This is a genomic window from Novosphingobium aureum, assembly GCF_015865035.1.
Taxonomy (GTDB): Bacteria; Pseudomonadota; Alphaproteobacteria; order Sphingomonadales; family Sphingomonadaceae; genus Novosphingobium; species Novosphingobium aureum.
The window spans coordinates 1,535,953-1,558,596 of sequence record NZ_JADZGI010000001.1 but is presented as its reverse complement, the minus strand read 5'-3'; the positions used below and the strand labels follow the sequence as shown (position 1 = coordinate 1,558,596).

General features: G+C 66.0%; 19 protein-coding genes, 1 tRNA gene and 1 other RNA gene. 7 read left to right on the top strand and 14 right to left on the bottom strand.

What is annotated here, in order from left to right; genetic code table 11:
• The 4 genes from I5E68_RS07405 to hrpB form a co-directional block, all read right to left on the bottom strand.
• Window positions 1–1,896, bottom strand: coding sequence for a DNA polymerase III subunit gamma/tau (locus tag I5E68_RS07405; RefSeq protein ID WP_197162533.1), 1,896 nt, complete (start codon window positions 1,894–1,896; stop codon window positions 1–3).
• A gap of 197 nt (window positions 1,897–2,093) precedes the next feature.
• Window positions 2,094–2,188: signal recognition particle sRNA small type (gene ffs, locus I5E68_RS07400), an RNA gene on the bottom strand.
• A gap of 69 nt (window positions 2,189–2,257) precedes the next feature.
• A complete protein-coding gene (locus tag I5E68_RS07395; RefSeq protein ID WP_197162532.1) occupies window positions 2,258–2,536 on the bottom strand; it encodes an ETC complex I subunit in 279 nt (92 codons plus the stop codon).
• A gap of 46 nt (window positions 2,537–2,582) precedes the next feature.
• On the bottom strand, window positions 2,583–5,039 hold the full coding sequence (gene hrpB, locus I5E68_RS07390) for an ATP-dependent helicase HrpB (protein WP_197162530.1): 2,457 nt from the start codon (window positions 5,037–5,039) through the stop codon (window positions 2,583–2,585).
• A gap of 290 nt (window positions 5,040–5,329) precedes the next feature.
• Between hrpB and I5E68_RS07385 the strand changes: the two genes are divergently transcribed.
• Window positions 5,330–7,165: a putative bifunctional diguanylate cyclase/phosphodiesterase gene (locus tag I5E68_RS07385; RefSeq protein ID WP_323982115.1), complete on the top strand. Its 1,836-nt coding sequence runs from the start codon at window positions 5,330–5,332 to the stop codon at window positions 7,163–7,165.
• A 28-nt stretch (window positions 7,166–7,193) separates the two neighbouring features.
• Here the strand turns inward: I5E68_RS07385 and I5E68_RS07380 are convergent, their stop codons facing one another.
• Together I5E68_RS07380 and I5E68_RS07375 are read right to left on the bottom strand one after the other, a co-directional pair.
• The gene (locus tag I5E68_RS07380; protein ID WP_197162526.1) at window positions 7,194–7,958 is read right to left on the bottom strand and encodes an energy transducer TonB family protein; all 765 of its coding nucleotides are present in this window, start codon (window positions 7,956–7,958) and stop codon (window positions 7,194–7,196) included.
• 117 nt (window positions 7,959–8,075) lie between these two features.
• Entirely contained in the window at window positions 8,076–9,092 is a 1,017-nt protein-coding gene (locus I5E68_RS07375) for a polyprenyl synthetase family protein (RefSeq protein WP_197162524.1), read from the bottom strand.
• A gap of 120 nt (window positions 9,093–9,212) precedes the next feature.
• Between I5E68_RS07375 and I5E68_RS07370 the strand changes: the two genes are divergently transcribed.
• Window positions 9,213–9,524, top strand: a complete 312-nt coding sequence (locus tag I5E68_RS07370) for a chorismate mutase (RefSeq protein ID WP_197162522.1) — start codon at window positions 9,213–9,215, stop codon at window positions 9,522–9,524.
• A gap of 115 nt (window positions 9,525–9,639) precedes the next feature.
• On the opposite strand, the gene I5E68_RS07365 is transcribed toward I5E68_RS07370, so the two are convergent.
• The 4 genes from I5E68_RS07365 to I5E68_RS07350 form a co-directional block, all read right to left on the bottom strand.
• Window positions 9,640–9,843, bottom strand: a complete 204-nt coding sequence (locus I5E68_RS07365; protein WP_197162520.1) for a hypothetical protein — start codon at window positions 9,841–9,843, stop codon at window positions 9,640–9,642.
• Between the two features lie 142 nt (window positions 9,844–9,985).
• On the bottom strand, window positions 9,986–11,320 hold the full coding sequence (locus I5E68_RS07360; protein ID WP_197164651.1) for a sensor histidine kinase: 1,335 nt from the start codon (window positions 11,318–11,320) through the stop codon (window positions 9,986–9,988).
• A gap of 93 nt (window positions 11,321–11,413) precedes the next feature.
• A complete protein-coding gene (locus I5E68_RS07355; RefSeq protein WP_197162517.1) occupies window positions 11,414–12,091 on the bottom strand; it encodes a response regulator transcription factor in 678 nt (225 codons plus the stop codon).
• A 143-nt stretch (window positions 12,092–12,234) separates the two neighbouring features.
• On the bottom strand, window positions 12,235–12,567 hold the full coding sequence (locus I5E68_RS07350) for a PepSY domain-containing protein (protein ID WP_197162515.1): 333 nt from the start codon (window positions 12,565–12,567) through the stop codon (window positions 12,235–12,237).
• A gap of 166 nt (window positions 12,568–12,733) precedes the next feature.
• Between I5E68_RS07350 and I5E68_RS07345 the strand changes: the two genes are divergently transcribed.
• Window positions 12,734–14,530, top strand: coding sequence for an ABC-F family ATP-binding cassette domain-containing protein (locus I5E68_RS07345; protein ID WP_197162513.1), 1,797 nt, complete (start codon window positions 12,734–12,736; stop codon window positions 14,528–14,530).
• Window positions 14,531–14,581: 51 nt separating this feature from the next.
• On the opposite strand, the gene I5E68_RS07340 is transcribed toward I5E68_RS07345, so the two are convergent.
• Window positions 14,582–16,405, bottom strand: a complete 1,824-nt coding sequence (locus I5E68_RS07340; protein WP_197162511.1) for a DUF885 domain-containing protein — start codon at window positions 16,403–16,405, stop codon at window positions 14,582–14,584.
• 230 nt (window positions 16,406–16,635) lie between these two features.
• Here I5E68_RS07340 and I5E68_RS07335 point away from each other — a divergent pair, with 230 nt between their 5' ends.
• Window positions 16,636–17,844: a glycosyltransferase gene (locus I5E68_RS07335; protein WP_197162509.1), complete on the top strand. Its 1,209-nt coding sequence runs from the start codon at window positions 16,636–16,638 to the stop codon at window positions 17,842–17,844.
• A 102-nt stretch (window positions 17,845–17,946) separates the two neighbouring features.
• Here the strand turns inward: I5E68_RS07335 and secF are convergent, their stop codons facing one another.
• From secF to yajC, 3 genes are all read right to left on the bottom strand, one after another.
• On the bottom strand, window positions 17,947–18,936 hold the full coding sequence (gene secF / locus I5E68_RS07330; RefSeq protein ID WP_197162507.1) for a protein translocase subunit SecF: 990 nt from the start codon (window positions 18,934–18,936) through the stop codon (window positions 17,947–17,949).
• A gap of 11 nt (window positions 18,937–18,947) precedes the next feature.
• On the bottom strand, window positions 18,948–20,558 hold the full coding sequence (gene secD, locus I5E68_RS07325; protein WP_197162504.1) for a protein translocase subunit SecD: 1,611 nt from the start codon (window positions 20,556–20,558) through the stop codon (window positions 18,948–18,950).
• Between the two features lie 121 nt (window positions 20,559–20,679).
• Window positions 20,680–21,012, bottom strand: coding sequence for a preprotein translocase subunit YajC (gene yajC / locus I5E68_RS07320; protein WP_197162502.1), 333 nt, complete (start codon window positions 21,010–21,012; stop codon window positions 20,680–20,682).
• Window positions 21,013–21,393: 381 nt separating this feature from the next.
• Between yajC and I5E68_RS07315 the strand changes: the two genes are divergently transcribed.
• The 3 genes from I5E68_RS07315 (at window position 21,394) to I5E68_RS07305 (ending at window position 22,502) form a co-directional block, all read left to right on the top strand.
• A tRNA-Pro gene (locus I5E68_RS07315) sits at window positions 21,394–21,470 on the top strand.
• A gap of 153 nt (window positions 21,471–21,623) precedes the next feature.
• Window positions 21,624–22,037 carry a holin family protein gene (locus I5E68_RS07310; protein WP_197162500.1) on the top strand — a complete coding sequence of 138 codons (414 nt, stop codon included), beginning with the start codon at window positions 21,624–21,626 and terminating at the stop codon, window positions 22,035–22,037.
• Window positions 22,038–22,121: 84 nt separating this feature from the next.
• On the top strand, window positions 22,122–22,502 hold the full coding sequence (locus I5E68_RS07305) for a hypothetical protein (RefSeq protein ID WP_197162498.1): 381 nt from the start codon (window positions 22,122–22,124) through the stop codon (window positions 22,500–22,502).
• The last annotated feature ends 142 nt before the right edge of the window (window positions 22,503–22,644 follow it).

Sequence of the window (22,644 nt, the reverse complement as noted above, 5' to 3'; positions counted from 1 at the left end):
TCAACGTCTCCAGTTACGGTTGCCGCCCCCGCCGATGGCGGCCGGGCGTTCATCCTCGATCAGTTCGGCACCGGGAAAGGCAGCCATGGTTGCCTCAACCAGCGGCGAGGCACGCACGGCCTCGGTAGCAGCAGTACGATCTGCCTCGGCGCGCTCGACGATCGTCGGCGCGCCTTCGGCCTCTACCCGCTCCACCTGCCAGCGCTCGCCGGTTGCACGCGAAAGGCCATCGCGCAGCCGCGCCGTGATGTCCTCGCGAAAGCCCGGCGCCTGGTTGTAACGCAGGACACCCTGCCCAAGCTCCACGACGCGCACCTGCATGCGCATGGTATTGGCGCCGGAAAGATCGCCTGCAGCCTCTACGTCGTCGACCAGCTCGTCCCAGCGTGCCGCGAGCTGCGCAGCAGAGGCCTGCGGCGTTGCCGTCGCCTGCGCCGAAGCACCGGGCGCCCCGCCAGGATCGCCAGCGCCATCGACGAGCGGCGCGGGCGCGCGGTTCGCGATCTCCTCGATCTTGCGCACCAGAGCGCCGGGATCGGGCATGTCGGCGGCATGCATGATGCGCAAGAGCGCCATCTGTGCCGCCACCAGCGGGTCGGGGGCGGTGCGCACTTCGTCGTGCCCCTTGAGCAGGAGCTGCCACATGCGGTGGACCTGCCCTGCGCCCAGCCCCTTGGCCCAGCCTTCGAGCGCTTCGCGTTCCTCGGCGGAATGGACCACGAGCGTATCCCCGCCGACCTGCGTCAGCGCGATACGGTGGACCAGTTCCATCAGCCCGCGCATGATCGCGATCGGCTCGACGCCGAGCGAGAACTGGCGCGCCACGATCTCCAGCACGCCTGCGCCCTGCCCTTCGAGCAAGGCGGCGATGAGCTGACGCTGTACGCTCTTGTCCGAGAGGCCGAGCATGTCGCGAACCTTGTCGGCCCGCACCATGCCCTCGCCATCGAGATCGGCATGGGCGATGGCCTGATCGAGGATCGAGAGCCCGTCGCGCACCGAACCCTCGGCAGCGGCGGCGACCATAGCGAGCGCCTCGGGCTCGGCCTCGACCGCCTCCTTCGAGCATACCATTGCGAAGTGATCGGCCAGCATTGGCGCCGGGATACGTCGCAAGTCGAAACGCTGGCAGCGCGAGAGCACGGTGACCGGCAGCTTGTCCACTTCGGTCGTCGCGAAGAGGAACTTCACGTGCGCCGGCGGCTCTTCGAGCGTCTTGAGCAAGGCGTTGAACGCGTTGCGCGAAAGCATGTGGACTTCGTCGATGATGTAGATCTTGTAACGCGCCGAAACGGCGGCGTAGCGCACGGCCTCGATGATCTCGCGCACGTCGTCGACGCCGGTGTGGCTCGCCGCGTCCATCTCGATGACGTCTATATGGCGCCCTTCGGCGATGGCCACGCAAGGCTCGCAAACCCCGCAAGGGCTGATCGTGGGGCCGCCCTGCCCGTCGGGTCCGATGCAGTTGAGCGCCTTGGCGATGAGGCGCGCGGTCGAGGTCTTGCCGACCCCGCGCACGCCGGTCATCAGGAAGGCATGCGCAAGACGGTCGCGCTTGATCCCATTGGCGAGGGTCTGCACCATCGCTTCCTGCCCGATCAGCTCGTCGAAGGTCTGCGGACGGTACTTGCGCGCGAGCACCCGGTAAGGCTGCCCGTCGGCGGCGCTATCGGCAGGCTTCTTGGCTGGCACTGCCGCGACGGGCGCCGCTTGCGGCAAGGTCGCTTCGGGCTCGGGTGCGGGCGCGGCCGGTGCATCGACCGCCGTTTCATCGCCTCCGAACATGGAGGACTGGCCCGCAGCCTCGAGCTCGGCAGCCGAAGGCGCCTCCTCGTCTTCGCGCGGGTCCTCGTCCCAGGGGAGGTTCGAGCCGGATGTGTCAGATGAATCGTGCATCGTCGCCGAGATTAGGCGCACTGCGCGCGAATGTCAGGTGCGAAGCGCGTTGCTCCACAGTCGTTCTCGTAGCTCGGGCACAAGAGCCGGACCGCCAGGCGAGGAAAACAGGATTTCGGAATGGATCGTGAGGGCGCTTGCGAGAGCGCCCTAGCCGGACGACAACTTGTCGTCCCTTCATCGCTGCTCTTTGGCGCGATGAAGGAGCCGAATGACCCGCCGCAATCCGTTGTGGCTGCTTCCTTCCGGACCTGACCAGATTGGCGAACGCAAACGTCCATCCGACTCCCGGCGCGCCATATGGCGGCGCTTTGACTGGAATGCAACCCCGCTCGTCACCTTGCGGCGGAGATGCCCCCGATCAGCGGAAGTTGTCGGCGTAGGCCTGGATCTTGAGGCGGCGCGGCGGGGTCGCGTGAACCACGGCAGGGATGCCGTAGCGCGCGGCATAGGCCTGCGCCTCGTCCTGCGAGGCGAAGTGCAGCTGGACCTGCTGCTGCATGTCACCCGAACCGGCCCAGCCCATCAGTGGGTCGGGCTGCTTGGCTTCTGCCGGAGCGAATTCGAGGATCCACTGATCCATGAGGGCCTTGCCCGATTGCATGGCATTCTTCGGGCGCTGATAGATGCGTGCGGTCATGGCCCATCGCCTTGCCCCCGAATCGCCCCCGAAATCAAGCCGCAATTCACCTCTTGCCCGAACGCGCGAGCGCGTTCTTGGTCTTGAGGCTGGGATCCTCGTTCCAGGGCTCGTCGGGCCAGCGGTGACGCGGGTAGCGTCCCTTCATGTCGCGCTGCACGTCGCGCCAGGACCCGCGCCAGAAACCGGGCAAGTCGCGCGTGGTCTGGATCGGGCGCCCGGCGGGCGAGGTCAGCTTGAGCAGCAGCGGCTGTGGCGGCCGCCCGAAGCCGGGATGGGTATCGAGACCGAACAGCGCCTGCACGCGCACCTCGACCGAGGGGCCGCCCTCGTCTTCGTAGTCGATCGCGTGGCTGGTCCCGGCGGGCGAGCGGAACTGTTCAGGCGCGAGGCGCTCGATCAACTGCTGGTCTTCCCAGGTCAGACGGTTGCGCAAGGCTTCGTGCAGCGCCCCCTTGTCGATCGCATCGAGCCTGCGCACAGCGAGCGGGCCCAGCCAGCTCTCGAGGTCCGCGAGCAGCGCCTCGTCGCCAAGCGCCGCGATCCCGGCATAGCGCGCACGGCGCAGCAGTGCATGAGCCCCCTTGCCCAGCGGCACGAGCTCGAGCCCCTTGCGCCGCACCTGTTCGAGCACGAAGGCCGCGACCGCATCCGGATCGGGCCTGGGGTCGGGCCCGGAGGCAAGCGTGATCGCGCCCAGCCGCTTCTCGAGCCGCGCCTCGACACGCGCTTCATCCTCGTTCCAACGCAGTACCGAGCGACGCTCGGCTCCCTCGGCCAGCCATTGCTCGACCTCGGCAGGTTCGAGCGAGGCGCCCGAAAGGATGCGTGCGCCACGCGCCTGCCCCTGCGCGTCGCCGATCACCAGCCACTCGCGCGTCGCGAGCGGCGAGGCCGGGTCCAGCACGTAGCCGCGCCCGCCGGCAGAGAGCCAGTGTTCGCCCGATGCATCGCGGCGCCGCGCAAGCATATCCGGGCGTCCCAGAGCGAGCAGTACACCGGGCGGGACCGGGTCTTCCTCGCGAGCCTGCGCCTCGACCAGCGCGGCTGCGCGGCGCGCCCAGCCTGCGGCAAGCTTGCGCGATGCCTCCGCCCGGGGTGAGCGATCGGTGTTCCAGCGCGCGAGGCGCTGGGCAAGGTCGTCGCTGCGCCCGCCAAGGCCCCGCTCCTGCAGCAGCAACGCGAGGCGCGCTGCCATGCTCCCTGCCCCGAGTTCGCTGGCACGCAGGATCATCGTCGCCTGCGCCGGGTCCATCGGCAGCTGCGCTACCTTGTCGCCGAAGGACGTGATGCGCCCCTCGGCATCGAGCGCGCCGAGCTCTTCCAGCATCGCGCGTGCAGCGGCGAGTGCGGGTACAGGCGGCGGATCGATCCACGCCATCGCCTCGACATCGCCGCTTCCCCAGCGCGCCAGAGACAGGGTCAGCTGGGCAAGGTCGCTGGTCAGCATCTCGGGCGGGTCGAAGGCCGGACGACCGGCGTGGCCAGCCTTTTCCCACAGCCGGTAGGCCGTACCGGCCTGCTGGCGAGCCGCACGGCCCGCGCGCTGGTCGGCCGAGGCCTGGCTTGCGCGGTGAGTTACCAGGCGGGTGACCCCTGCGGCCTTGTCGAACTCGGCCCTTCGCGACAGGCCGCAGTCGACGACCACGCAGACACCGTCGAGCGTCAGCGAGGTCTCGGCAATGGCCGTGGCAAGGACGATGCGGCGACGTCCCTCACCGTCGCGCCGGATCGCCATGCGCTGCGCGCTCGGGTCGCACTGACCGTGAAGCGGCAGCACCGGCGTGCCCGGCAGCGCTGCCTCGAGCTTCTGTGCCGTACGCTCGATCTCACGCACACCCGGCAGGAAGGCGAGGATGTCCCCCTCCTGCTCGCGCCAGGCGGTGAGCACCGCCGAGGCCATGGCCTCCTCGATCCGCTTCTCGGGCGCGGCTCCAAGCCAGCGCAGCGCGAGCGGCCATGCCTTGCCTTCGCTCTCGATCACCGGGGCATCGTCACCGAGCAATCCGGCGAAGCGGGTCCCGTCGATGGTCGCCGACATGACCAGTACCCGCAGGTCCTCACGCAGCACCGCGCGCGTCTCGAGCGCCAGTGCGAGACCGAGATCGGAATCGAGATGGCGTTCGTGCGCCTCGTCGAACAGCACCGCCGAGACACCTGACAGCTCGGAATCGCCGAGGATCGTCGCGACGAAGATTGCCTCGGTCATGACAAGAACCCGCGTGCGCGCACTCTTCTTGCTGTCGAGGCGGGTGAGGTAGCCGATCGTCTCGCCCGGTTTCTCGCCAAGCGACGCGGCCATGCGCTCGGCAGCGGCCCGTGCAGCGACGCGGCGCGGCGAGAGCAGGATGACGGTGCCCTCGCACCAGGGTTCATCCAGTAATGCCGGCGCGACGGCGGTCGTCTTGCCCGCCCCGGGCGGCGCGATCAGCACTGCGCCACTGGCGCTGCGTAGAGCCTGCAGGAGGTCCGGCAGGACGGCATGGATGGGAAGTTCGCTCACGCAAGGCTCCCTACCGTCGGCGAGCGCCGCGCGAAAGGCTCTGACGATGCCCGAATTGCTCCCGCCGATGCCCCCTCATTTGCGAAACTTGCTAACTTTGTCCGTTTCGACGCCAATCCATCCATATTTAATCAAGGTTTCGCGCGTACCGTTTGCGATCTCAGATCAATGACTTGCCACAAGTGGACAGATCAAAAGTGAACACTGGTCCGGCCGGTCGCCACCCTTTGGCGGTCGCACAATATTTGCGCCTACGCGCCCAGATACCGCCGCTCTACGGGCTGTTGACGGTGAACGCGGCGATTCTCGCCTTCACCCATCGCCATCTCGCGCCGACGTTGCTTGCCCTGATCATCCCGGCAATCCTCATCGCCGGTTGCACCGTGCGGATGCTCGTCTGGCTGCGTCCGGTCAGTGCAGAGGACAAGGACCCCGCCATCGTCAGCCGCAAGCTGCGCCGCACGACTGTTCTATCGCTGGTCTTCGCCCTCGCCTTCGTGTCCTGGGCGCTGGTGCTCGACCAGTACGGTGGCCCCTACGAACATGGGCATATCGCGATCTTCGTGGCGGTTACGCTGCTCGGCTGCGTCTACTGCCTCAGCTTCCTGCCGCAAGCCGCCGTGCTGATTTGCGGGAGCGTGGTCAGCATCTTCCTCGCCTACAGCCTGATGACCGGCAGCGAGGTGTTTATCGCCATCGCCATCAATCTGGCGCTGGTCGCAGGCGTGATCCTGAAGACCTTGCACGATTCGTTCGCTGCCTTTGTCGAACTGGAAATGTCGCAGCGCGCACTGTTCACCGAGCGCCGACAGGCCCAGGCGCTGGGCGCCGAAAATGCCCACCTGGCGCAAACCGATGCACTCACGGGCCTGCCCAACCGCCGATTCTTCTTCTCGATGCTCGAAGACCTCATGGCGCGTGCCCGCCCCGGTGAGGAATTCTGCGTCGGCCTGATCGACCTAGACCGCTTCAAGCCCGTCAACGACACCTACGGCCATGCCATGGGCGATCGTCTGCTCGAACTGCTGGGCCAGCGCATGCTAGAGGCCAGTCCGCCCGAAGCGGTCGTCGCGCGCCTGGGCGGCGACGAGTTCGGCGTGATCGTGCAAGGCGACATGGCCAATGCCGAGAACCTGACCCGCGCCATCACCGCCGAGATCTGCCGCCCTGCACGGCTCGGCGACGTGATCGTCTCGGTCGGCTGTTCCTCGGGTATCGCCTCGTTTCCGCATACCGCGACCTCGGCCAATGTCCTCTTCGACCGCGCCGACTTCGCGCTCTATCACGCCAAGAACCAGCGGCGCGGCCAGTGCGTACGCTTCTCCGCCGAACTGGAGGCGCTGATCCGCTCGGAGCAGGCCTTCGATTCGGCCTTGCAGGCAGCCGACATCGCAAGCGAGATCTCGCTCGCGTTCCAGCCGATCGTATCGACCTGCGACCTCGACCTGATCGGCTATGAGAGCCTCGCGCGCTGGAACGCACCGGGCCTCGGCGCGGTCCCGCCAGAACAGCTCATCGCGACCGCCGAGCGCCTTGGTCTGGGCCACGAAGTTACCCTGGCGCTGTTCGACAAGGTCCTCGACGCGCTCGCCCAGTTGCCTGCGCGCCTGCGCCTCTCGTTCAACCTCTCCGGGCAGGACCTGTGCCACCCGCCAACGATAAGCGGGCTGCTCGATCGCATCACCGCCTCGGGTTGCAACCCGGCGCGCCTGCTTTTCGAAATCACCGAGACCTCGCTGATCGCCGATCTCGACAATGCGCGCGAAGCGCTGGCGACCTTGCGCGGCACGGGGGTGAAAATCGCGCTCGACGATTTCGGAACCGGTTATTCCAGCCTGTCCTCACTCCACCAGCTTCCGCTCGACATGGTCAAGATCGATCGCAGCTTCGCCTCTCGCCTTGACGAGGCCGCAGGTCGGCGTCTGGTCACCGCAATCCGCAATCTCGCGCGTTCACTCAGCCTGGAATGCGTGATCGAGGGCATCGAGACCGAGAACCAGCTGATCAGCGCCCGGCTCGCCGGCTTCCCACTGGCCCAGGGCTACTTCATCGCGCGGCCAGCCACGCTCGACGAAGTGATCGACCGGCTCGAGGAAGTCGAGCAGCTGCAGTACGGTACGGCTTGAACATCGCCCGACCTGACAGCTACTCTTGTCAGCCGCTGCGACGCGTTCCGTAATCGATGCGGATGCGCACCCAGGTGCCCAGCTGCGGCTTGCCGTTGATGCGCGGAGGCTGCACGCGGAACTGCCAGGCGGCCTCGAGCACCGCGCGTCCAAAGCCCGACCCTCGCGGCGATTCGCCCAGGATCTGGCAATTCTCGACCCGGTACTGCTCGATCGTCTGGCACGCGATCATGCCCCAGCCGGTATCGGGCCGTCGTGCAGGCAGATAACCGGCCAGCTCGGCGTCGGTAGGCGGGCGATACCAGTCCGCGTTGTAGAGCACCGCTCCGCCCGGCCCCTCGCCCGGACCATAGACACTGCCCGAACCAGCCGGCGACTGTGCCGGTGCCGGTCCGCTCATCCGTCCGATATCCGCAGCCGCCATGTCCGCGCTCGACAGCTTCATGAAGGTGAAGGCCTGCTTCTGCGCCTTGGGTGGCTCGACCTGCGGGGTCTCGACAGGCTTGGGATCGGGCGATGGCTCGCGCTGCTTGGTCTCGGGCGCCTTTTCCTTCTCCTCGCTCTTTTCCTTGTCCTGCGCCTCGTCGCCCTCGTCGTCGTCCTTCTCGCCCGGGACGTCGAAGCTGGTCACCGTCTGAGGCTGGTCGAGATGCGGCGCGATCTGGGTCTGGTAGAGCGCGAAAAGCAGGGCAAGCAGCACCACCGCAGCCGAGAGCGTCGCGGAGACAGCTCTCTGGCGCGGCGAACCGGAACGATATCCTCTCGGTTCGGATGCTGCGGGACCTAGGAACATGGCGAAGCTTCGATAGGCTGCGATACCGTGCGCTGCAATTGCAGCCTCGTTTCATGCATGTTGCAAACGGCTATCGTGACCTCAGCGCAACAGGCACACCGCAGCGCGCTCCGGTCCTCAGTAGCGACGCGCTACCGCGAACTCGACCGCCTCGCACATCGCGTCGCGTGCGGCGCCTGCCGGGAAGATCGAGATCGCATCGATCGCACGCTGCGCATAAAGGCGCGCACGCTCGCGCGTGGCCTCGACACAGGCGTGGCGATTGATCAACTCGACCGCGTGAGCGAGATCCTCGTCCTCGGTGCGAAATCCGGCGATGGCATCCTCCCAGAACTTGCGCTCTTCGGCATTGCCGCGCGCATAGGCGAGGATGACCGGGAGGGTCATCTTCCCCTCGCGGAAGTCGTCGCCCTTGTCCTTGCCCGATTCGGCGGCCTCGGAATCGTAGTCGATCGCATCGTCGACGAGCTGGAAGGCGATGCCGAGATTGCGCCCGTAGGCATCGAGTGCGAGCTCCTCGGCCTCGCTCTTCTCGGCGATGACCGCCGAGATACGCGTCGCGGCAGCGAAAAGTGCGGCAGTCTTGGAGCCGATGATCTCGAGATAGTGGTCCTCGCTCGTCTCGATCTTGCGCTGCGCGGTCAACTGGTCGACCTCGCCCTGCGCGATCACCGAGCTGGCGCGCGAGAGGATCTTGAGCACCTTGAGGCTGCCATCCTCGACCATCAGCTCGAACGAACGGGTGAACAGGAAGTCGCCCACCAGCACCGTGGCCGGGTTGCCGAAGACGATGTTGGCGGCAGCCTTGCCGCGACGCATCTCCGAGCCATCGACGACGTCGTCGTGGAGCAGGGTCGCGGTATGGATGAATTCCACCGCAGCAGCGAGCTTGTGATGCCGCGTGCCCTGGTAGCCGCACAGTTCGGCCCCGGCGACGGTCAGCATCGGGCGCATACGCTTGCCCCCACCCGCAATGAGGTGCCCGGCCAGCGCCGGGATCAGGGGAATCTCGCTCTGCATGCGGTCGAGGATGACCGAGTTGACGCTGTTCATGCCGGAGGCGGTGAGCGCCAGCATGGGAGCGAGGGAAGGTTGCGGCCCGCGCGTGCGCAGGGAAATGACATCTGCACTCATCGCACCGCGCAATGGGGACGAATGGGCCGCGACGCAAGTGTTAATGGCGCAACTCGCGCCCTAGCAGAGGCAGGCGGAGGTCTGGCCGCAGCGCAAAAGCCGTGCTAGCGCAACCCGACGATGACCCAGCAAAATCCCGAAGCAGCCGCCGAAGCAGGCAAGGTCCTGGCCGGTTTCCGTTCGAGCATCGACAACATCGATGCCGCGCTGATCCACATGCTTGCCGAGCGCTTCCGTATCACGCAGGCGGTCGGCGCCTACAAGGCCGAGCACAACCTGCCGGCCTCGGACCCGGGCCGCGAAAAAATCCAGATCGAGCGTCTGCGCCGTCTTGCCGAGGACGCGCACCTCGATCCCGACTTCGGCGAGAAGTTCCTGCGCTTCATCATCGACGAGGTGATCCGCCACCACGAGCGCGCCAAGGCCGGCTGAGCAGCCTGCGCTTCGGCGCGCAACTTCCGCGCAGCACGGCCAAACAGCCGCGACAGGAGCAGAGCGCCTGAGGCAGGGCCGCTACAAGGGGCAGCCCTGCCCAAGCCTACGAGACTCAATCGTCTACGTGCGGCTGCAGCTTGGTCATCAAGGTCTGGATGCGAGTTGCGGCCTCGGTGAAAGTCTCGACGTCGGCACGATTGCCGTTGCCACGCGCTTCCTTCGCCGACTCGAGATAGCCTTCGAGATCGACCTCGAGGGCATCGACGATAATCGCGACTTCATCGGTGGTCAGCTTGAGGGTGATCTCTTCGTTCATGACTGGGTTCCGTATCGGTTTTGATCGCTTGCGAATGGTCCACATAGGCACTCGCGCGCAGCCCGCAACCGCCTAGCGGGCACGCTCCACCAAAACTTCCCTGCCCAGACGCTAACGGATCAGGCGAACCCGAGCCTCGCTATCAGACAAGAGCAGCGGCCCGTGGAAGGCGCAGCTTGACGAGCAGCCCCCCCAGATCCTCGCTCTCGTCGAGCTCGACGGTGCCTCCATAAATCTCGACGACATCGCGCACGATGGCGAGACCGAGACCCGTGCCCGGCTTGCCGGTATCGAGCCGCGCGCCGCGATCGAAGATGCGGATGCGCTCGTCTTCGGGAATGCCCATGCCGTCGTCCTCGATCCAAATCTCGCAAAAGCGCGCGTCGCGCTCTTCGGGACGGACAGCATCGACCGTCACGAAGACACTGCCGCCCCCGTACTTGGCCGCGTTCTCGATCAGGTTGCCGAGCAGTTCCTCGAGATCCTGTTTCTCGATCGCGACCACGGCATCGCGGTTGCCGTCGAAATCGAAGCGGGTCGCGTCATAAAGGCGCTCGACCGCGCGGAACACTGCCTCGAGACTTGGCCACACTTCTGCGCGCGACATGCCCGCCGCCCGCCGTCCGACCGCGCGCGCGCGCGCAAGGTGGTGGTCGACGTGACGACGCATGTTGGCCGCCTCGCGGATCACCGTCGTATCGAGGTCGCCGGACTTGGCCGTTGCCGCGTTCATGATCACTGTCAGCGGCGTCTTCAGCGCATGGGCGAGATTGCCTGCATGGGTGCGCGCTTCCTCGGCCTGCCGCTCGGTATGGGAAAGCAGGGCGTTGAGTTCGGCCACCAACGGCTCGACTTCCTGCGGCAGCGGATCGGTGACGCGCGCAGCACCGGTCGTGCGCAATTTCTGGATTGCCCGGCGCACATGGCGCAGCGGGAACAGGCCATACCAGGTCTGCAATCCCGCCATGACCAGGAGCCCGAAACCCAGCGCTACGAAGCTGTAGACGAGGATAGAGCGGAACATCTTGATCTGCTCGTCGAGCTCGACGCGACTGGCCGCGACGGTGAACATCCACTGGGTGTCGCTGCCCGGCAGGATTATCGAGCGTTCGAGCACGCGCAGCGGTTCGCCCGCGAACTGATTCGAATCGTAGACGTGCGGCTGCGCGTCGAAATGATCATCGGGTACGTCGAGACTGCGGTCCCACAGCGAACGCGATGGAAAATCTTCGTGCCCGCGTGCACGAATCTGCCAGTACAAACCGGAATTGGGTTCGAGGAAGCGCTGGTCGCCAAGCGGGCGATTGAAATAGACCTCGCCATCGACGCCGATCTCGGCCGAGCCGATCATCGCGGTAAGCATGTAGCCCAACTGCTCGTCGAAGCTTCGCGTGACGAGGCCGGTCAGCGTGCGGTCGAGCGCGACGCCGCCCAGCAGCAGCAGGACGAATATCCAGCCCGCCGCGATCAGCATCATGCGCCGCGCCAGCGAGCCGGTATTGCCGCCCGCCGCCTGACCGGCCGCCTTCCTGCGTCCTATCACCCGCCGTGTCCGCTAGCGCGCGCCGGATCAGGTCCGCGGCGGACCGGCAGGATCGTCGAGACTGTAGCCCAGACCACGGATGGTGGTGATCACGTCGGCACCAAGCTTCTTGCGGATACGCGTTACGAAGACCTCGATCGTGTTGGAATCGCGGTCGAAATCCTGGTCGTAGATATGCTCGATGAGTTCGGTGCGGCTGACGACCTTGCCCTTGTGGTGCATCAGGTAGGACAGCAGCTTGTATTCCTGCGCGGTCAGCTTGACCGGCTCGCCCGCCAGCGTGACACGGCCCGAGCGCGTGTCGAGGCGGACATCGCCTGCGGTCAGTTCGCTCGAAGTATTACCCGAGGCGCGGCGGATCAGGGCGCGCAGGCGGGCGATCAGCTCCTCGGTCTGGAACGGCTTGGCAAGGTAATCGTCGGCGCCTGCATCGAGGCCGGCGACCTTGTCCGACCACGAATCGCGCGCGGTCAGCACCAGAACGGGGAAATTGCGCCCTTCGCGCCGCCACATACCGAGCACGGTCAGCCCGTCGATCTCGGGAAGGCCGAGATCGAGGATCACAGCATCGTAGTCTTCGGTCGAGCCGAGGAAATGCCCGTCCTCGCCGTCGGTCGAGAGATCGACGGCATAGCCGGTCTGTTCGAGCGTCGACTTGAGCTGGTTGCCGAGCGTGGGTTCATCCTCGACGATCAGGATGCGCAATTGAAGTCCTCCCTTTGTTCCCGTCCGAAATGGGGGCATTGCCCTGAACCGTCAAGCGAGCGGGATCGTGACGGGTTCCCGCAGGCTATACGCAGGCGCTTCGAAATGCCGCAGCTTCGCGCCTTCGTCTACCGCGGTCAGGCCTAGCGCGACTGACCGATGATGCGGCCGGTCCGCGCATCGACGTCGACGAAGTAGACCTTGCCGTCGTCGATGAACTTGAGGCGATAGGCCATCGCGGCCGGATCGTATTCGGGGCCAAGGTACTGCATGCCCGACATGCGCGGCAGCACGATCTGTTCGATCTGGCGAATCGAGAGGATGTTGCCGGCCTTGCGTGCCTTGCGCGCCTGCCCCTGCTCGCCGCCTTGCTCCTCAGCATGCACGCTCTTCGTCGGCATGGATACGCACACGCCCCCGAGCACGAGGGCGCCAAGCGCCCCGGCGAGAAGCGAACGGGATACGAAAGCGGGCATGGGGAAGTATCTCATCACGGTCTGGGTGCCTAAGCCTCGCGCATTGAACAAGTCCTGAATACCTTTTCAACCAGCAGCCCGGCGAAAAATACCGGTCCCCGGCAGATGCGGACGCCTCGACAAGTCCGCTTGCCAGCACCACCCCTGCCCCTGTACTGCGCGCGCCATGGCAACCGCACCTATTCTCAGCTGGGAAGGCCTCGGCCTGATCCAGGGCACCGGCTGGCTCTTCAAGGACCTCGATATCAACATCGCGCCGCGCGACCGGCTGGCGCTGATCGGACGCAATGGCGCTGGCAAGTCGACGCTGCTGCGCCTGCTCGCCGGCTCGGTCGAGGCCGACGCGGGCACCCGCTCGATCCAGCCGGGCACGCGCATCGTGACGCTCGAACAGGACCCCTTCTTCACCGGCTACGACACCCTGCTCGACTTCGCCGTGCACGGCGAGGACGGCCCCGCCCAGCACGAGGTCGAGGCGATTGCCGACCAGCTCGGCATCGACCTCTCGCGTGAGGCGAAGAGCGCGTCGGGCGGCGAACGCCGCCGTGCCGCGCTGTGCCGCGCGCTGGCCTCGGAGCCCGACCTGCTGCTGCTCGACGAGCCGACCAACCACCTCGACATTGCCGCGATCGACTGGCTCGAAAGCTGGCTGCAGCGCTACAACGGCGCCTTCGTCGTGATCAGCCACGACCGTACCTTCCTCACCCGCCTGACCAAGGCGACGGTGTGGCTCGATCGCGGTTCGCTCAGGCGCAAGGAAGTCGGCTTCGGCGGCTTCGAAGCCTGGGAAGAGGAAGTCCAGAAGGAAGAGACCCGCGCCGCCGAGAAGCTCGATGCCAAGCTCAAGATCGAGGCGCACTGGCTCGAGCGCGGCGTGACCGCGCGGCGCAAGCGCAACCAGGGCCGCCTTGCCAAGCTGTGGGAAATGCGTGCCGAACGTGCCTCGATGATGGGTCCGACCGGCACTGCCAAGCTCGCGGTCGCGGGCGACGGCTCGAAGACCAAGTCGGTGATCGTTGCCGAGCACGTCACCAAACGCTTCGGCGAAGGCGAGAACGAGCGCACGGTCATCAAGGACTTTTCCCTGCGCATCCAGCGCGGAGACCGCATCGGCATCGTCGGCTCGAACGGCTCGGGCAAGTCGACGCTCCTCAAGCTGCTCACCGGCGAGATCCAGCCCGACGAAGGCACCGTCACGCAGGCGCAGACGCTGACCTCGATCGTGATGGACCAGCAGCGTTCGTTCCTGAAGCCCGACATGCTGCTGCGTGACGTGATCGCGGAAGGCAGCGACTGGGTCGACGTTCGCGGGGTGCGCAAGCACGTTCAGGGCTATCTCAAGGACTTCCTGTTCGATCCCTCGATGATCGACGCCAAGATCGGCACGCTTTCGGGCGGCGAGCAGTCGCGCCTGCTCATGGCGCGCGAGTTCGCGCGTCCCTCCAACCTGCTTGTGCTCGACGAGCCGACCAACGATCTCGATCTCGAGACGCTCGACCTGCTGCAGGAAGTGATCTCGGACTACGATGGCACCGTGCTCATCGTCAGCCACGACCGCGACTTCCTCGACCGCACCGTCAACCTGACGCTGGGCCTCGACGGCTCGGGCCACATCGACGTGATCGCGGGCGGTTATGCCGACTGGGAAGCCAAGCGGCGCCAGCGCACCTCGGCCGGCAAGGCGAAGGCCAAGGGCGATGACGCTGCGCCCCCTGCCCCGCCCAAGCCCAAGAGCACCAAGCTCTCCTACAAGGACCAGCGCGACTACGACCTGCTGCCCGGCCGGATCGAGGAACTGGAAGCCGCGATCGAGCGCGACGAGGCGGCGCTCGCCGACCCCGACCTCTACACCAAGAACCCCGACAGGTTCGCCGCCCTGACCAAGGCGATCGAGAAGGCCCAGGCCGAGAAGGACGCCGCCGAAGAACGCTGGCTCGATCTCGCCGAACAGGTCGAAGGCTGAGAAGCGCGGCGCGACACCTGCGGCAAAGCCGCAAGATACCGCGCCACTCCCCTAGCGCCCGTTCATGCGCGCCGCGATGCGCTCGTCGACGCGCTTTTCGAGCATGGTGAGCGGCATGACGCCCTCGGTCAGGATCTCGTGGAACCAGGGCAGGCTGAACTTGTCGCCCAGCACGCCCTGCGCCTTGGCGCGGGTCTTGGTCCAGATGATGTGGCCCATCTTGTACGAGCAGGCCTGCCCGATCAGCACACAGTAGCGCTCGATCTCGCGCTGTGAGCGCGGGCGAGCGAAGCCGACCGTCTCGACCATGTAATCGGTCGCCTTCTCGCGGCTCCACTGGTAGTGGTGAATACCCGTATCAACGACGAGGCGTACCGCGCGGAACAGGAAGCTCTGCAGGTATCCGGCAGCCTCCACCCCGTTGTAGCCACCCAGTTCGTCCGAGAGCTGCTCGGCATAGAGCGCCCAGCCCTCGGCGTAGGACGAGATGAAGTTGTTGGCGAGCATCAGCGGCAGGTCGCCGCCAGCCTGCGAGTAGCCTTGCTGGAGATGATGCCCGGGCACGCCTTCGTGGTAGGTCAACGATGGCAGCGAGTACTTGGGCCAGTCGGCCGTGTCCTTGAGGTTGATCCAGTAGATCGCGTCGCGCGAGCCATCGAGCGCAGCGGGCGAATAGTAGCCGTTAGAGGCTCCGTCCTGGATCTCGGGCGGCACGCGCCGGATCTCGATCGGGTCCTGCGGTACGTTCGAGAAGGCCTGCGGCAACTTCGCGTACATCGCGCGCAGCCCCTCGTTGAGCGAGGTGATCAGCGCCTCGCGCCCTTCGTCGGTATTGGGATAGAGCTGGTCGGCCCGCGCGTTGAGTTCGGCGAGACGCTGCCCGACCGTGCCCTGGGTGAGCCCGGCCTTCTCGAGTACCGTGTCGAGACGCGCCTCGAGGTCGGCAACCTGCTCGAGCCCGATCTTGTGGATTTCCTCGGGGCTGTAGTCGGTCGTGGTCGCTTCCTTGAGCGCCTCGGCATAGACCTCGTCGCCCTTCGGGAAGCGCCATGCACCATCGCCTGCAGGCGTGGTCGCACGCTGCGCCTCGATCAGCTTCATCTGCCGATCGAGCGCAGGATAGACCGCCTTCTCGACGATCCTGGCTGCCTTCGCCGCCCAGTCTCCGGCGATCCCTGCCTGCTGCGCCCGGCTTGCCAACGAGCGGACCATACCGCTCTCCAGCGGCGCCGATGCACGCAGCTTGGCCATCTGTGCCAACGCGAGATCGAGCGACCAGCCCGGCGCTACGATGCCCCGCGTCGCAAGGTCCTGCTGAACCTGGGTATCCTGGTCGAGCGCCACCGCGAATTCGGAGAGGCGCGCCAGATAGGCCTGCGCGTCCGCCTTGGTCGTGACCGTGTGCTGCGAATTGAGAAAGTCGGGAACGCTGAAGTAGGCGCCGCTCATCTGCGTCACGCGATAAGGCATCTGTGCGCTGTCGAGCTCGAACTGCGCGGGCGCGACGGTTCCCTGGCGCAACTGGTACAGTGCCAGTTCGCGATTGCGCTTGCCTGCCGGGCTGAGCAGCGCGGGATCGAATGCCTCGACCTTGGCGAGTGCGGCACGGTTGGACTCCAGTCCTTCCTCACGCCCCTTTGCGCTTCTATCGGACAACTGCGACTTGAGCCCTGCCCGCTCGCCGCTGTCGAGACCCAGCATCGTCGCGAATTCAGGCGACAGCGTGAGCTGCTCGTAGAAGATGCCATCAAGCATCTTCGTGAAAGTCTCGTCGGCCGCGTTGCCATCCTGCGCTGCGGCGAACCCGGGAACAAAGCCCGAGGCCCCCAGAGCAAGGGCGGTCCCCGTCCCCGTCATGAAATCGCGTCGCTTCATCTGATTCTCTCCTCCTGCCGGCCCGTCGGACCGCTCCTGTCCTATTGCTGACGGCTGGCTGGCAATGCAGCAAGGGGCAAAGGCCTGCGCAAACGGAGTATTTCGCCTTGAGGCACGGGCCATTGCGATGCAGACCGCAAGGCCAGCGCATGGCTTCGCCAGCAGGCCGGACGAGGGATTTCACATCTCTCGTCAGGAAACTCTAACCGCCGAGGTCCATTATCCAAGCGATGCGTATTGTCTCGATAGCCACGCTGTTCCCCAATCCGGTCAAGCCCGGCTTCGGAAAGTTCGTCAGCAACCAGATGCGCGCGGTGGCCGCGCGCGGCGATGTCGACCTGACGATGATCAGCCCGCTCGGCATTCCGCCCTGGCCGCTCTCGCTTCGCGAGCCTTACGCGAGCCTCGCGAAGGTCGAGGACATCAGCGACGTGGCCGGCATCCGGACCCACTACCCGCGCTTCACCACGATCCCGATGATCGGCGGCGATTCGAACCCTGCGCGCATCGCCAAGGCCGTGTTGCCGCTGGTTCGACGGCTTCATGCCGAAAAGCCCTTCGATCTGGTCGATGCGCAGTTCTTCTTTCCCGATGGCCCCGTCGCCGCGATCATCGCGCGCGAACTGGGGCTGCCGATGACGGTCAAGTCGCGCGGAGCGGACGTGCATTACTGGGGGCGCCGACCGGATGCGCTCGAACAGATGCAGCAGGCCGCCGAGCAGGCATCGGGCCTGCTCACCGTCAGCAAGGCCCTGCGCGAGGACATGCTCGCGCTCGGCATGCCCGCCGACAAGATCGCGGTGCACTACACCGGCCTCGACCGGGAGCGGTTCCACCCGACCGAACGCGGCGCTGCGCGCGCGCTCGTCTCGGCGATCCCGACGCTCGGCATCTGGACCAAGGGCCCACTCATCGTCACCCCGGGCGCGCTCATCCCGCGCAAGGGACAGGGGCTGGTGCTCGAGGCGCTGATCCACCTTCCCGACGCGCGCCTTGCACTGGCGGGTGCGGGGGAGGACGAGATGCGGCTACGCGCCGAGGCCAAGGTTCTGGGCATCCTCGACAGGGTGCATTTCCTCGGACAGGTCGATCACGAGATGCTGCCGCAGGTCCTTTGTGCAGCCGACGTGATGGTCCTGCCCTCTGCCAGCGAGGGCCTGGCCAATGTGTGGATCGAGGGACTGGCCTGCGGCACGCCTATCGTCATTCCCGACATCGGCGGTGCACGCGAGATCGTGAAGGACCCGAGCGCGGGGCGCATCGTCGAGCGCACCCCCGAGGCGATCGCGGCTGCGGTCACCGACATCCTCGCCGATCCGCCCAGCCAGGCCGAAGTCGCCGAGCACGTCAGCCGCTTCAGCTGGGGCGTCAACGCGGAGAACCTCGTCCACTTCTGGCGTGCCGTGCTCGACGGCGAGCCGGTCCATACCGGAAGCTGAGACAAGCAGCAGCCTGCAAACGAGAAAGGGCGCCGGAGGTAATCTCCGGCGCCCTTTCTCTTTGGCTGGCCAGGTTCCGCAGGAACGCGGGCCCTGTGCCTGTCAGCTACGCGCGGAGCCGCGCTCGCGCGCCATGCGCTCCTGACGGTCGATCTCCGATTCGCCGGGCACGAAGCTGTCGCCGCTCACGCCCAGCCAGATCAGGATCGGGGCGGCCATGTAGATCGAGCTATAGGTACCAACGAAGATGCCCACAGTGATCGCCGCGACGAGGCCGAAGAGGCTCTCCGGGCCGAACAGCAGCAGCGGGATCAGCGCGACCAACAGCGTCGCCGAGGTCATCACCGTACGCGCGAGCGTCTCGTTGACCGACATGTCGAGCAGCTCGGGCAGCGGCATCTTGCGATACTTCTTCAGGTCCTCGCGGATACGGTCGTAGACGACAATGGTGTCGTTAAGCGAGTAGCCGATGATGGCGAGGATCGCGGCGATGATCTGCAGGCTGAATTCCATCTGGAACAGCGCGAACATGCCCAAGGTCAGCGAAACGTCGTGGAACAGCGCGAAGAGCGCGCCCACGCCGAACTGCCACTCGAAGCGAACCCAGATATAGAGCGAGATCGCGAGCATCGCCGCGCCTAGCGCCCAGATCGCCATTTCGCGGAATTCACCCGAGACCTTGCCCGAGACCGTGCTCACACCGTCGATGCGCACGTCGGGATAGGTGGTGCGGATGGCACCGACGATCTTCTTCGAGATGGCCTCGGCTGCGCCGGGGTTGCCTTCTGCCGATTCGGGCAGCTTGGTGCGGATCGAGACCTCGTTGGCCGCGCCGAAGCGCTGGATCACCGGGTCGCCGTAGCCAAGCTTGCCGACCACCTCGCGCAAGTCCGCGATGGGGGCCTCGGGGTGCTTCTCGAAGGTAGCCTGGATTTCCTGGCCACCGGCGAAGTCGACACCATAGTTGAGCCCCTTGGTCACCACCAGGCCCCAGCTCGCAACGATCAGCAGGACGCTGACGATGTAGAACGGGACCCGCCAGCGCAGGAACTTGATGTTGGTGTTGTCGGGTACGAGTTTGATGAGGCGCATGGGATCAGCCTTCAGATGTTCAGGTCGCTGGGACGTGCGCGGCGCAGCCAGCCGGCCACCCACATGCGGGTCATCGCGACGCCGGTGAAGACGCTGGTGAACAGGCCGATGATCAGGACGACCGCGAAACCGCGGACCGGGCCCGAACCGAAGGCGAACAGCAGCGCACCAGCAATGAAGTTGGTGATGTTCGCGTCATAGATGGCGCGGCTCGCCTCCTTGTAGCCGTTCTCGACCGCGGTGATGACCCGCCGACCGCGCTTTCGCTCCTCGCGGATACGCTCGTAGATCAGCACGTTGGCATCGACCGCCGCACCGATGGTGAGCACGAAGCCGGCGATACCCGGCAAGGTCAGCGTGGTGCCGACCTGCGCCATGATGCCCAAGATCATGAGCACGTTGATGACCAGCGCCGCGGTCGCATAGAGACCGAAACGGCCATAGCTACCGACCATCAGCGCGATCACCAGCAACGAGCCGATGCCCATCGCGATGAGGCCCTTGCGGATCGAGTCGGCGCCGAGGTCGGGACCGACGGTACGCTCCTCGACGACAGTCAGGTCTACCGGAAGCGCGCCCGAGCGCAGCGCAATCGCGAGCTGGGTCGCCGACTGCACGGTGAAGCTGCCCGAGATCTGGGCGCTGCCGCCCAGAATCGGCTCGTTGATGCTGGGGGCCGAGAGCACCTTGCCATCGAGAATGATGGCAAAGCGCTTGTTGACGTTCTCGCTGGTCAGCTGGGCAAACTTGGCGCCGCCCTGCTGGTTGAAGGTGATCGAGACGACCGGGCGATTGGTCTGCTGCTCGAACGACTGCTTGGCATCGGTGAGGTCGTCACCCTTGATGCCGCCCAGTCGCTTGACCGCGATCGCGGGGACGCCGCCCGGAGCCGAAGCCGGATCGGCATAAGGCACGATCTCGTCGCCCGGAGGCGCGATGCCCTGCTGAACGTCGTTGGGCGCAGCCGTCTCGTCGACGAGCTTGAACTCGAGCTTCGCGGTCTGGCCAATGAGCGCCTTGAGCGCTGCGGGATCGTCGAGCCCAGGAACCTGGACGACGATGCGGTCCTCGCCCTGGCGGATGATGGTCGGCTCGCGCGTGCCGAGCGCATCGATGCGCTTGCGCACGACCTCGATTGCAGAATCCATCGCATTCGAGACCGCGACCTCGAGGCCTTCCTGCGTCGGCGTCAGCACGAAGCGACTGCCGTCCTCGACGCGGATGTCCCAGTCACGCTGGCCGGTGAGGCCTGCGCCGGTGGTCAGCGGCAGGATTTCCTCGCGTGCGGCATCGACCTGCGAAGGGTCCTTGAGCATGAACGAGAGCTGCCCGCCCGAACGCGAGATGTCGCCGATGGCGATTGCCGGGCTGGCCTGCCGGAAGCGGGCGCGCACGGTCTCTTCCATGTTCTCGATGCGCTGGCTGGCGACCTGGCTCTGGTCGGCCTCGAGCAGGATGTGGCTACCGCCGGCGAGGTCGAGACCGAGGCTGACCTGCGCGTTTGGCAGTACCGAAGGCCAGGGCAGGTTCGCGAGCGAAAACAGCGAAGGCAGCGCCAGCGCCGCAGTAACCAGCGCGACGGCCCAGAACCAGGCCTTCTTCCAGGTGGGAAAATCAAGCATTGCCTTGTGCTTTACTCCGATAGGGCCCGGCGCAATGCGCGAGGCCCCAGGAAACTACACGGCCCAGCCCCTGCCCCACTGCCGAAGTCGGCACGCGGCGCGAGAGGCCAGGCCCATGTGATCAGTCGTTGGCCGGCTTGTGGCCCGCGGGAGGAATGACGTCCGAAATCGTGGACTTGACCGCCTTGACGACAATGCCCTTGGCGATTTCGACGTCGACGTAGTTCTCGTCGACCTTGACGACCTTGCCCACGAAACCGCCGCCGGTGAGGACCTCGTCGTTCTTCTTGATCGATTCGAGCTTGGAGCGGTGCTCCTTCTGCTGCTTCATCTGCGGACGCAGGATCAGGAACCAGAAGATCAGCGCCATCGCCACGAAGGGCAGGTACTGGATCCAGGCCGGCGGAGCATCCGCCGTCGCAGCGGCCAGCTGGTTGAGAATCGAGCTTTGCATGGAACGTAAATTGCCTTCTTGTCGTCATCCCGCGTGCGCGGCGCGGCTCCCGCCGTGGGAGCGGCACGCTTCGCCGGGGAATGTCCCTCGCGGACTTTACCGGATGCGGGCGGTTAGCAACAAACGGCCTTACTGGCAACGAAGCTGCGCCCACGGCGCGCGTCGCCTGCCCTGCAAGACGCACCCGCGCCCACCCGGCGCAGGAGATAGGTCTGCCCGGCCCGCCTTCCAAGCCCCGCCCAGCCATCCAACCAGAAGCCCAATTCGGCTCCACATCGACCATCCGCTCGCGCGCGAGGGTTGCAGGCCGCTTGTGGATAAATGCTTCGACATCCGTGCTTGCACTCTGCGAACGACCTGCCTATAGGCCGCGTCTCCGGTCGGGACGTAGCGCAGCCTGGTAGCGCATCACACTGGGGGTGTGGGGGTCGGAGGTTCGAATCCTCTCGTCCCGACCAACTTTCTTCAAACCACATCCTTGGCGCCAGACGCCGGCAGCGAGCCACGCTCCTGCCAAAGCGCGCGCTTCGTGGTTTGCAAAACCATTTTCCTACATCGCGGCATGACGTTATCTGGTCCGGAGTCTCCCTCCCCACCGGAAAGGCTCTGCCATGGCCCTTATCGAAAGCCTCGTCGCCCCGCTCTCGCGCATTCTCGACAAGGTGATCCCCGATCCCGAGGCACGTGCGAAAGCCAAGCTCGAACTGCTGCGCCTTGAAGGCTCGCAGGAACTCGAGACGCTTCAGGCGCGCCTCTCCGCGATCATTGCCGAGGCACAATCGCGCGATCCGTGGACCAGCCGCGCGCGCCCGAGCTTCCTTTACGTCATGTACACCATGATCCTATGGGCACTGCCGATGGGCGTAATCGCGGCGATGAGCCCGGCAACCGCACAGGCCATCGCACGCGGGATGAGCGCCTATCTCGCGGGAATTCCCGAACCACTCTACGCGCTGTTCGGAACCGGTTATCTCGGCTATTCGGCGATGCGCCAGTGGGGCAAGGCACGCGGCAGCGACCGGTAAATCGCGCGGGATAACGAAGCGCTAAGGCTTTCTCTCTAGACTTGCCGGCGAAGTCGCTCGAAGAGACACACGGGGAAGCCCTCAATGACCCGCCAGATCGCCTATAGCGCAATCTTGTTCCTTGCCACGATGGCGCTCGTCTCTTGCAGCTCGAGCCGCGAGGAAGAACTCGCCCGAGAGCTGGCCGAAGCCAGGCAGACCGCCGCCGAGGAAGCTGCCGCGCGCAAGGCGGCCGAGCGCGAGGCTGCCGCGATCCGGGCGCATGCCCGCGATGCTGCCCTCGCCGAATTCTATTCGGACAGCGGCGCCGGACAGGCCGCCGCCGGCTCCGCAGGCGGCGGCGACACCATCGCACCTATCGGCCCCGAAGCAGCGCCTGCGCCCGTCGATGAGGCGGAAGTCGGGATCGAACTGCAGCCGGTAGCCCGGGCTGACGATCGGCATGAGCCCGCTTTCTCCGCCTGACCGGCCTCGGTCATCGTGCTGAAATTGCAGAGCCCCAAGCTCTGCAAGCAGTTTGCCAGCCTCCTGTGTGCGAGCTAAGGACGAAACAGCAGGATACGTCAGGGCCCTAGCCCGGACCGCGCCGCAACCGGGAACCAGACCT

Excerpts from the sequence above, each read along its gene's own strand:
- I5E68_RS07405 (WP_197162533.1), bottom strand. The coding sequence starts at position 1,896 with ATGCACGATTCATCTGACACATCCGGCTCGAACCTCCCCTGGGACGAG.
- I5E68_RS07395 (WP_197162532.1), bottom strand. The coding sequence starts at position 2,536 with ATGACCGCACGCATCTATCAGCGCCCGAAGAATGCCATGCAATCGGGC.
- I5E68_RS07380 (WP_197162526.1), bottom strand. The coding sequence starts at position 7,958 with ATGTTCCTAGGTCCCGCAGCATCCGAACCGAGAGGATATCGTTCCGGT.
- I5E68_RS07375 (WP_197162524.1), bottom strand. The coding sequence starts at position 9,092 with ATGAGTGCAGATGTCATTTCCCTGCGCACGCGCGGGCCGCAACCTTCC.
- I5E68_RS07370 (WP_197162522.1), top strand. The coding sequence starts at position 9,213 with ATGACCCAGCAAAATCCCGAAGCAGCCGCCGAAGCAGGCAAGGTCCTG.
- I5E68_RS07365 (WP_197162520.1), bottom strand. The coding sequence starts at position 9,843 with ATGAACGAAGAGATCACCCTCAAGCTGACCACCGATGAAGTCGCGATT.
- I5E68_RS07360 (WP_197164651.1), bottom strand. The coding sequence starts at position 11,320 with ATGATGCTGATCGCGGCGGGCTGGATATTCGTCCTGCTGCTGCTGGGC.
- I5E68_RS07350 (WP_197162515.1), bottom strand. The coding sequence starts at position 12,567 with ATGCCCGCTTTCGTATCCCGTTCGCTTCTCGCCGGGGCGCTTGGCGCC.
- I5E68_RS07345 (WP_197162513.1), top strand. The coding sequence starts at position 12,734 with ATGGCAACCGCACCTATTCTCAGCTGGGAAGGCCTCGGCCTGATCCAG.
- I5E68_RS07340 (WP_197162511.1), bottom strand. The coding sequence starts at position 16,405 with ATGAAGCGACGCGATTTCATGACGGGGACGGGGACCGCCCTTGCTCTG.
- I5E68_RS07335 (WP_197162509.1), top strand. The coding sequence starts at position 16,636 with ATGCGTATTGTCTCGATAGCCACGCTGTTCCCCAATCCGGTCAAGCCC.
- secF (WP_197162507.1), bottom strand. The coding sequence starts at position 18,936 with ATGCGCCTCATCAAACTCGTACCCGACAACACCAACATCAAGTTCCTG.
- secD (WP_197162504.1), bottom strand. The coding sequence starts at position 20,558 with ATGCTTGATTTTCCCACCTGGAAGAAGGCCTGGTTCTGGGCCGTCGCG.
- yajC (WP_197162502.1), bottom strand. The coding sequence starts at position 21,012 with ATGCAAAGCTCGATTCTCAACCAGCTGGCCGCTGCGACGGCGGATGCT.
- I5E68_RS07310 (WP_197162500.1), top strand. The coding sequence starts at position 21,624 with ATGGCCCTTATCGAAAGCCTCGTCGCCCCGCTCTCGCGCATTCTCGAC.
- I5E68_RS07305 (WP_197162498.1), top strand. The coding sequence starts at position 22,122 with ATGACCCGCCAGATCGCCTATAGCGCAATCTTGTTCCTTGCCACGATG.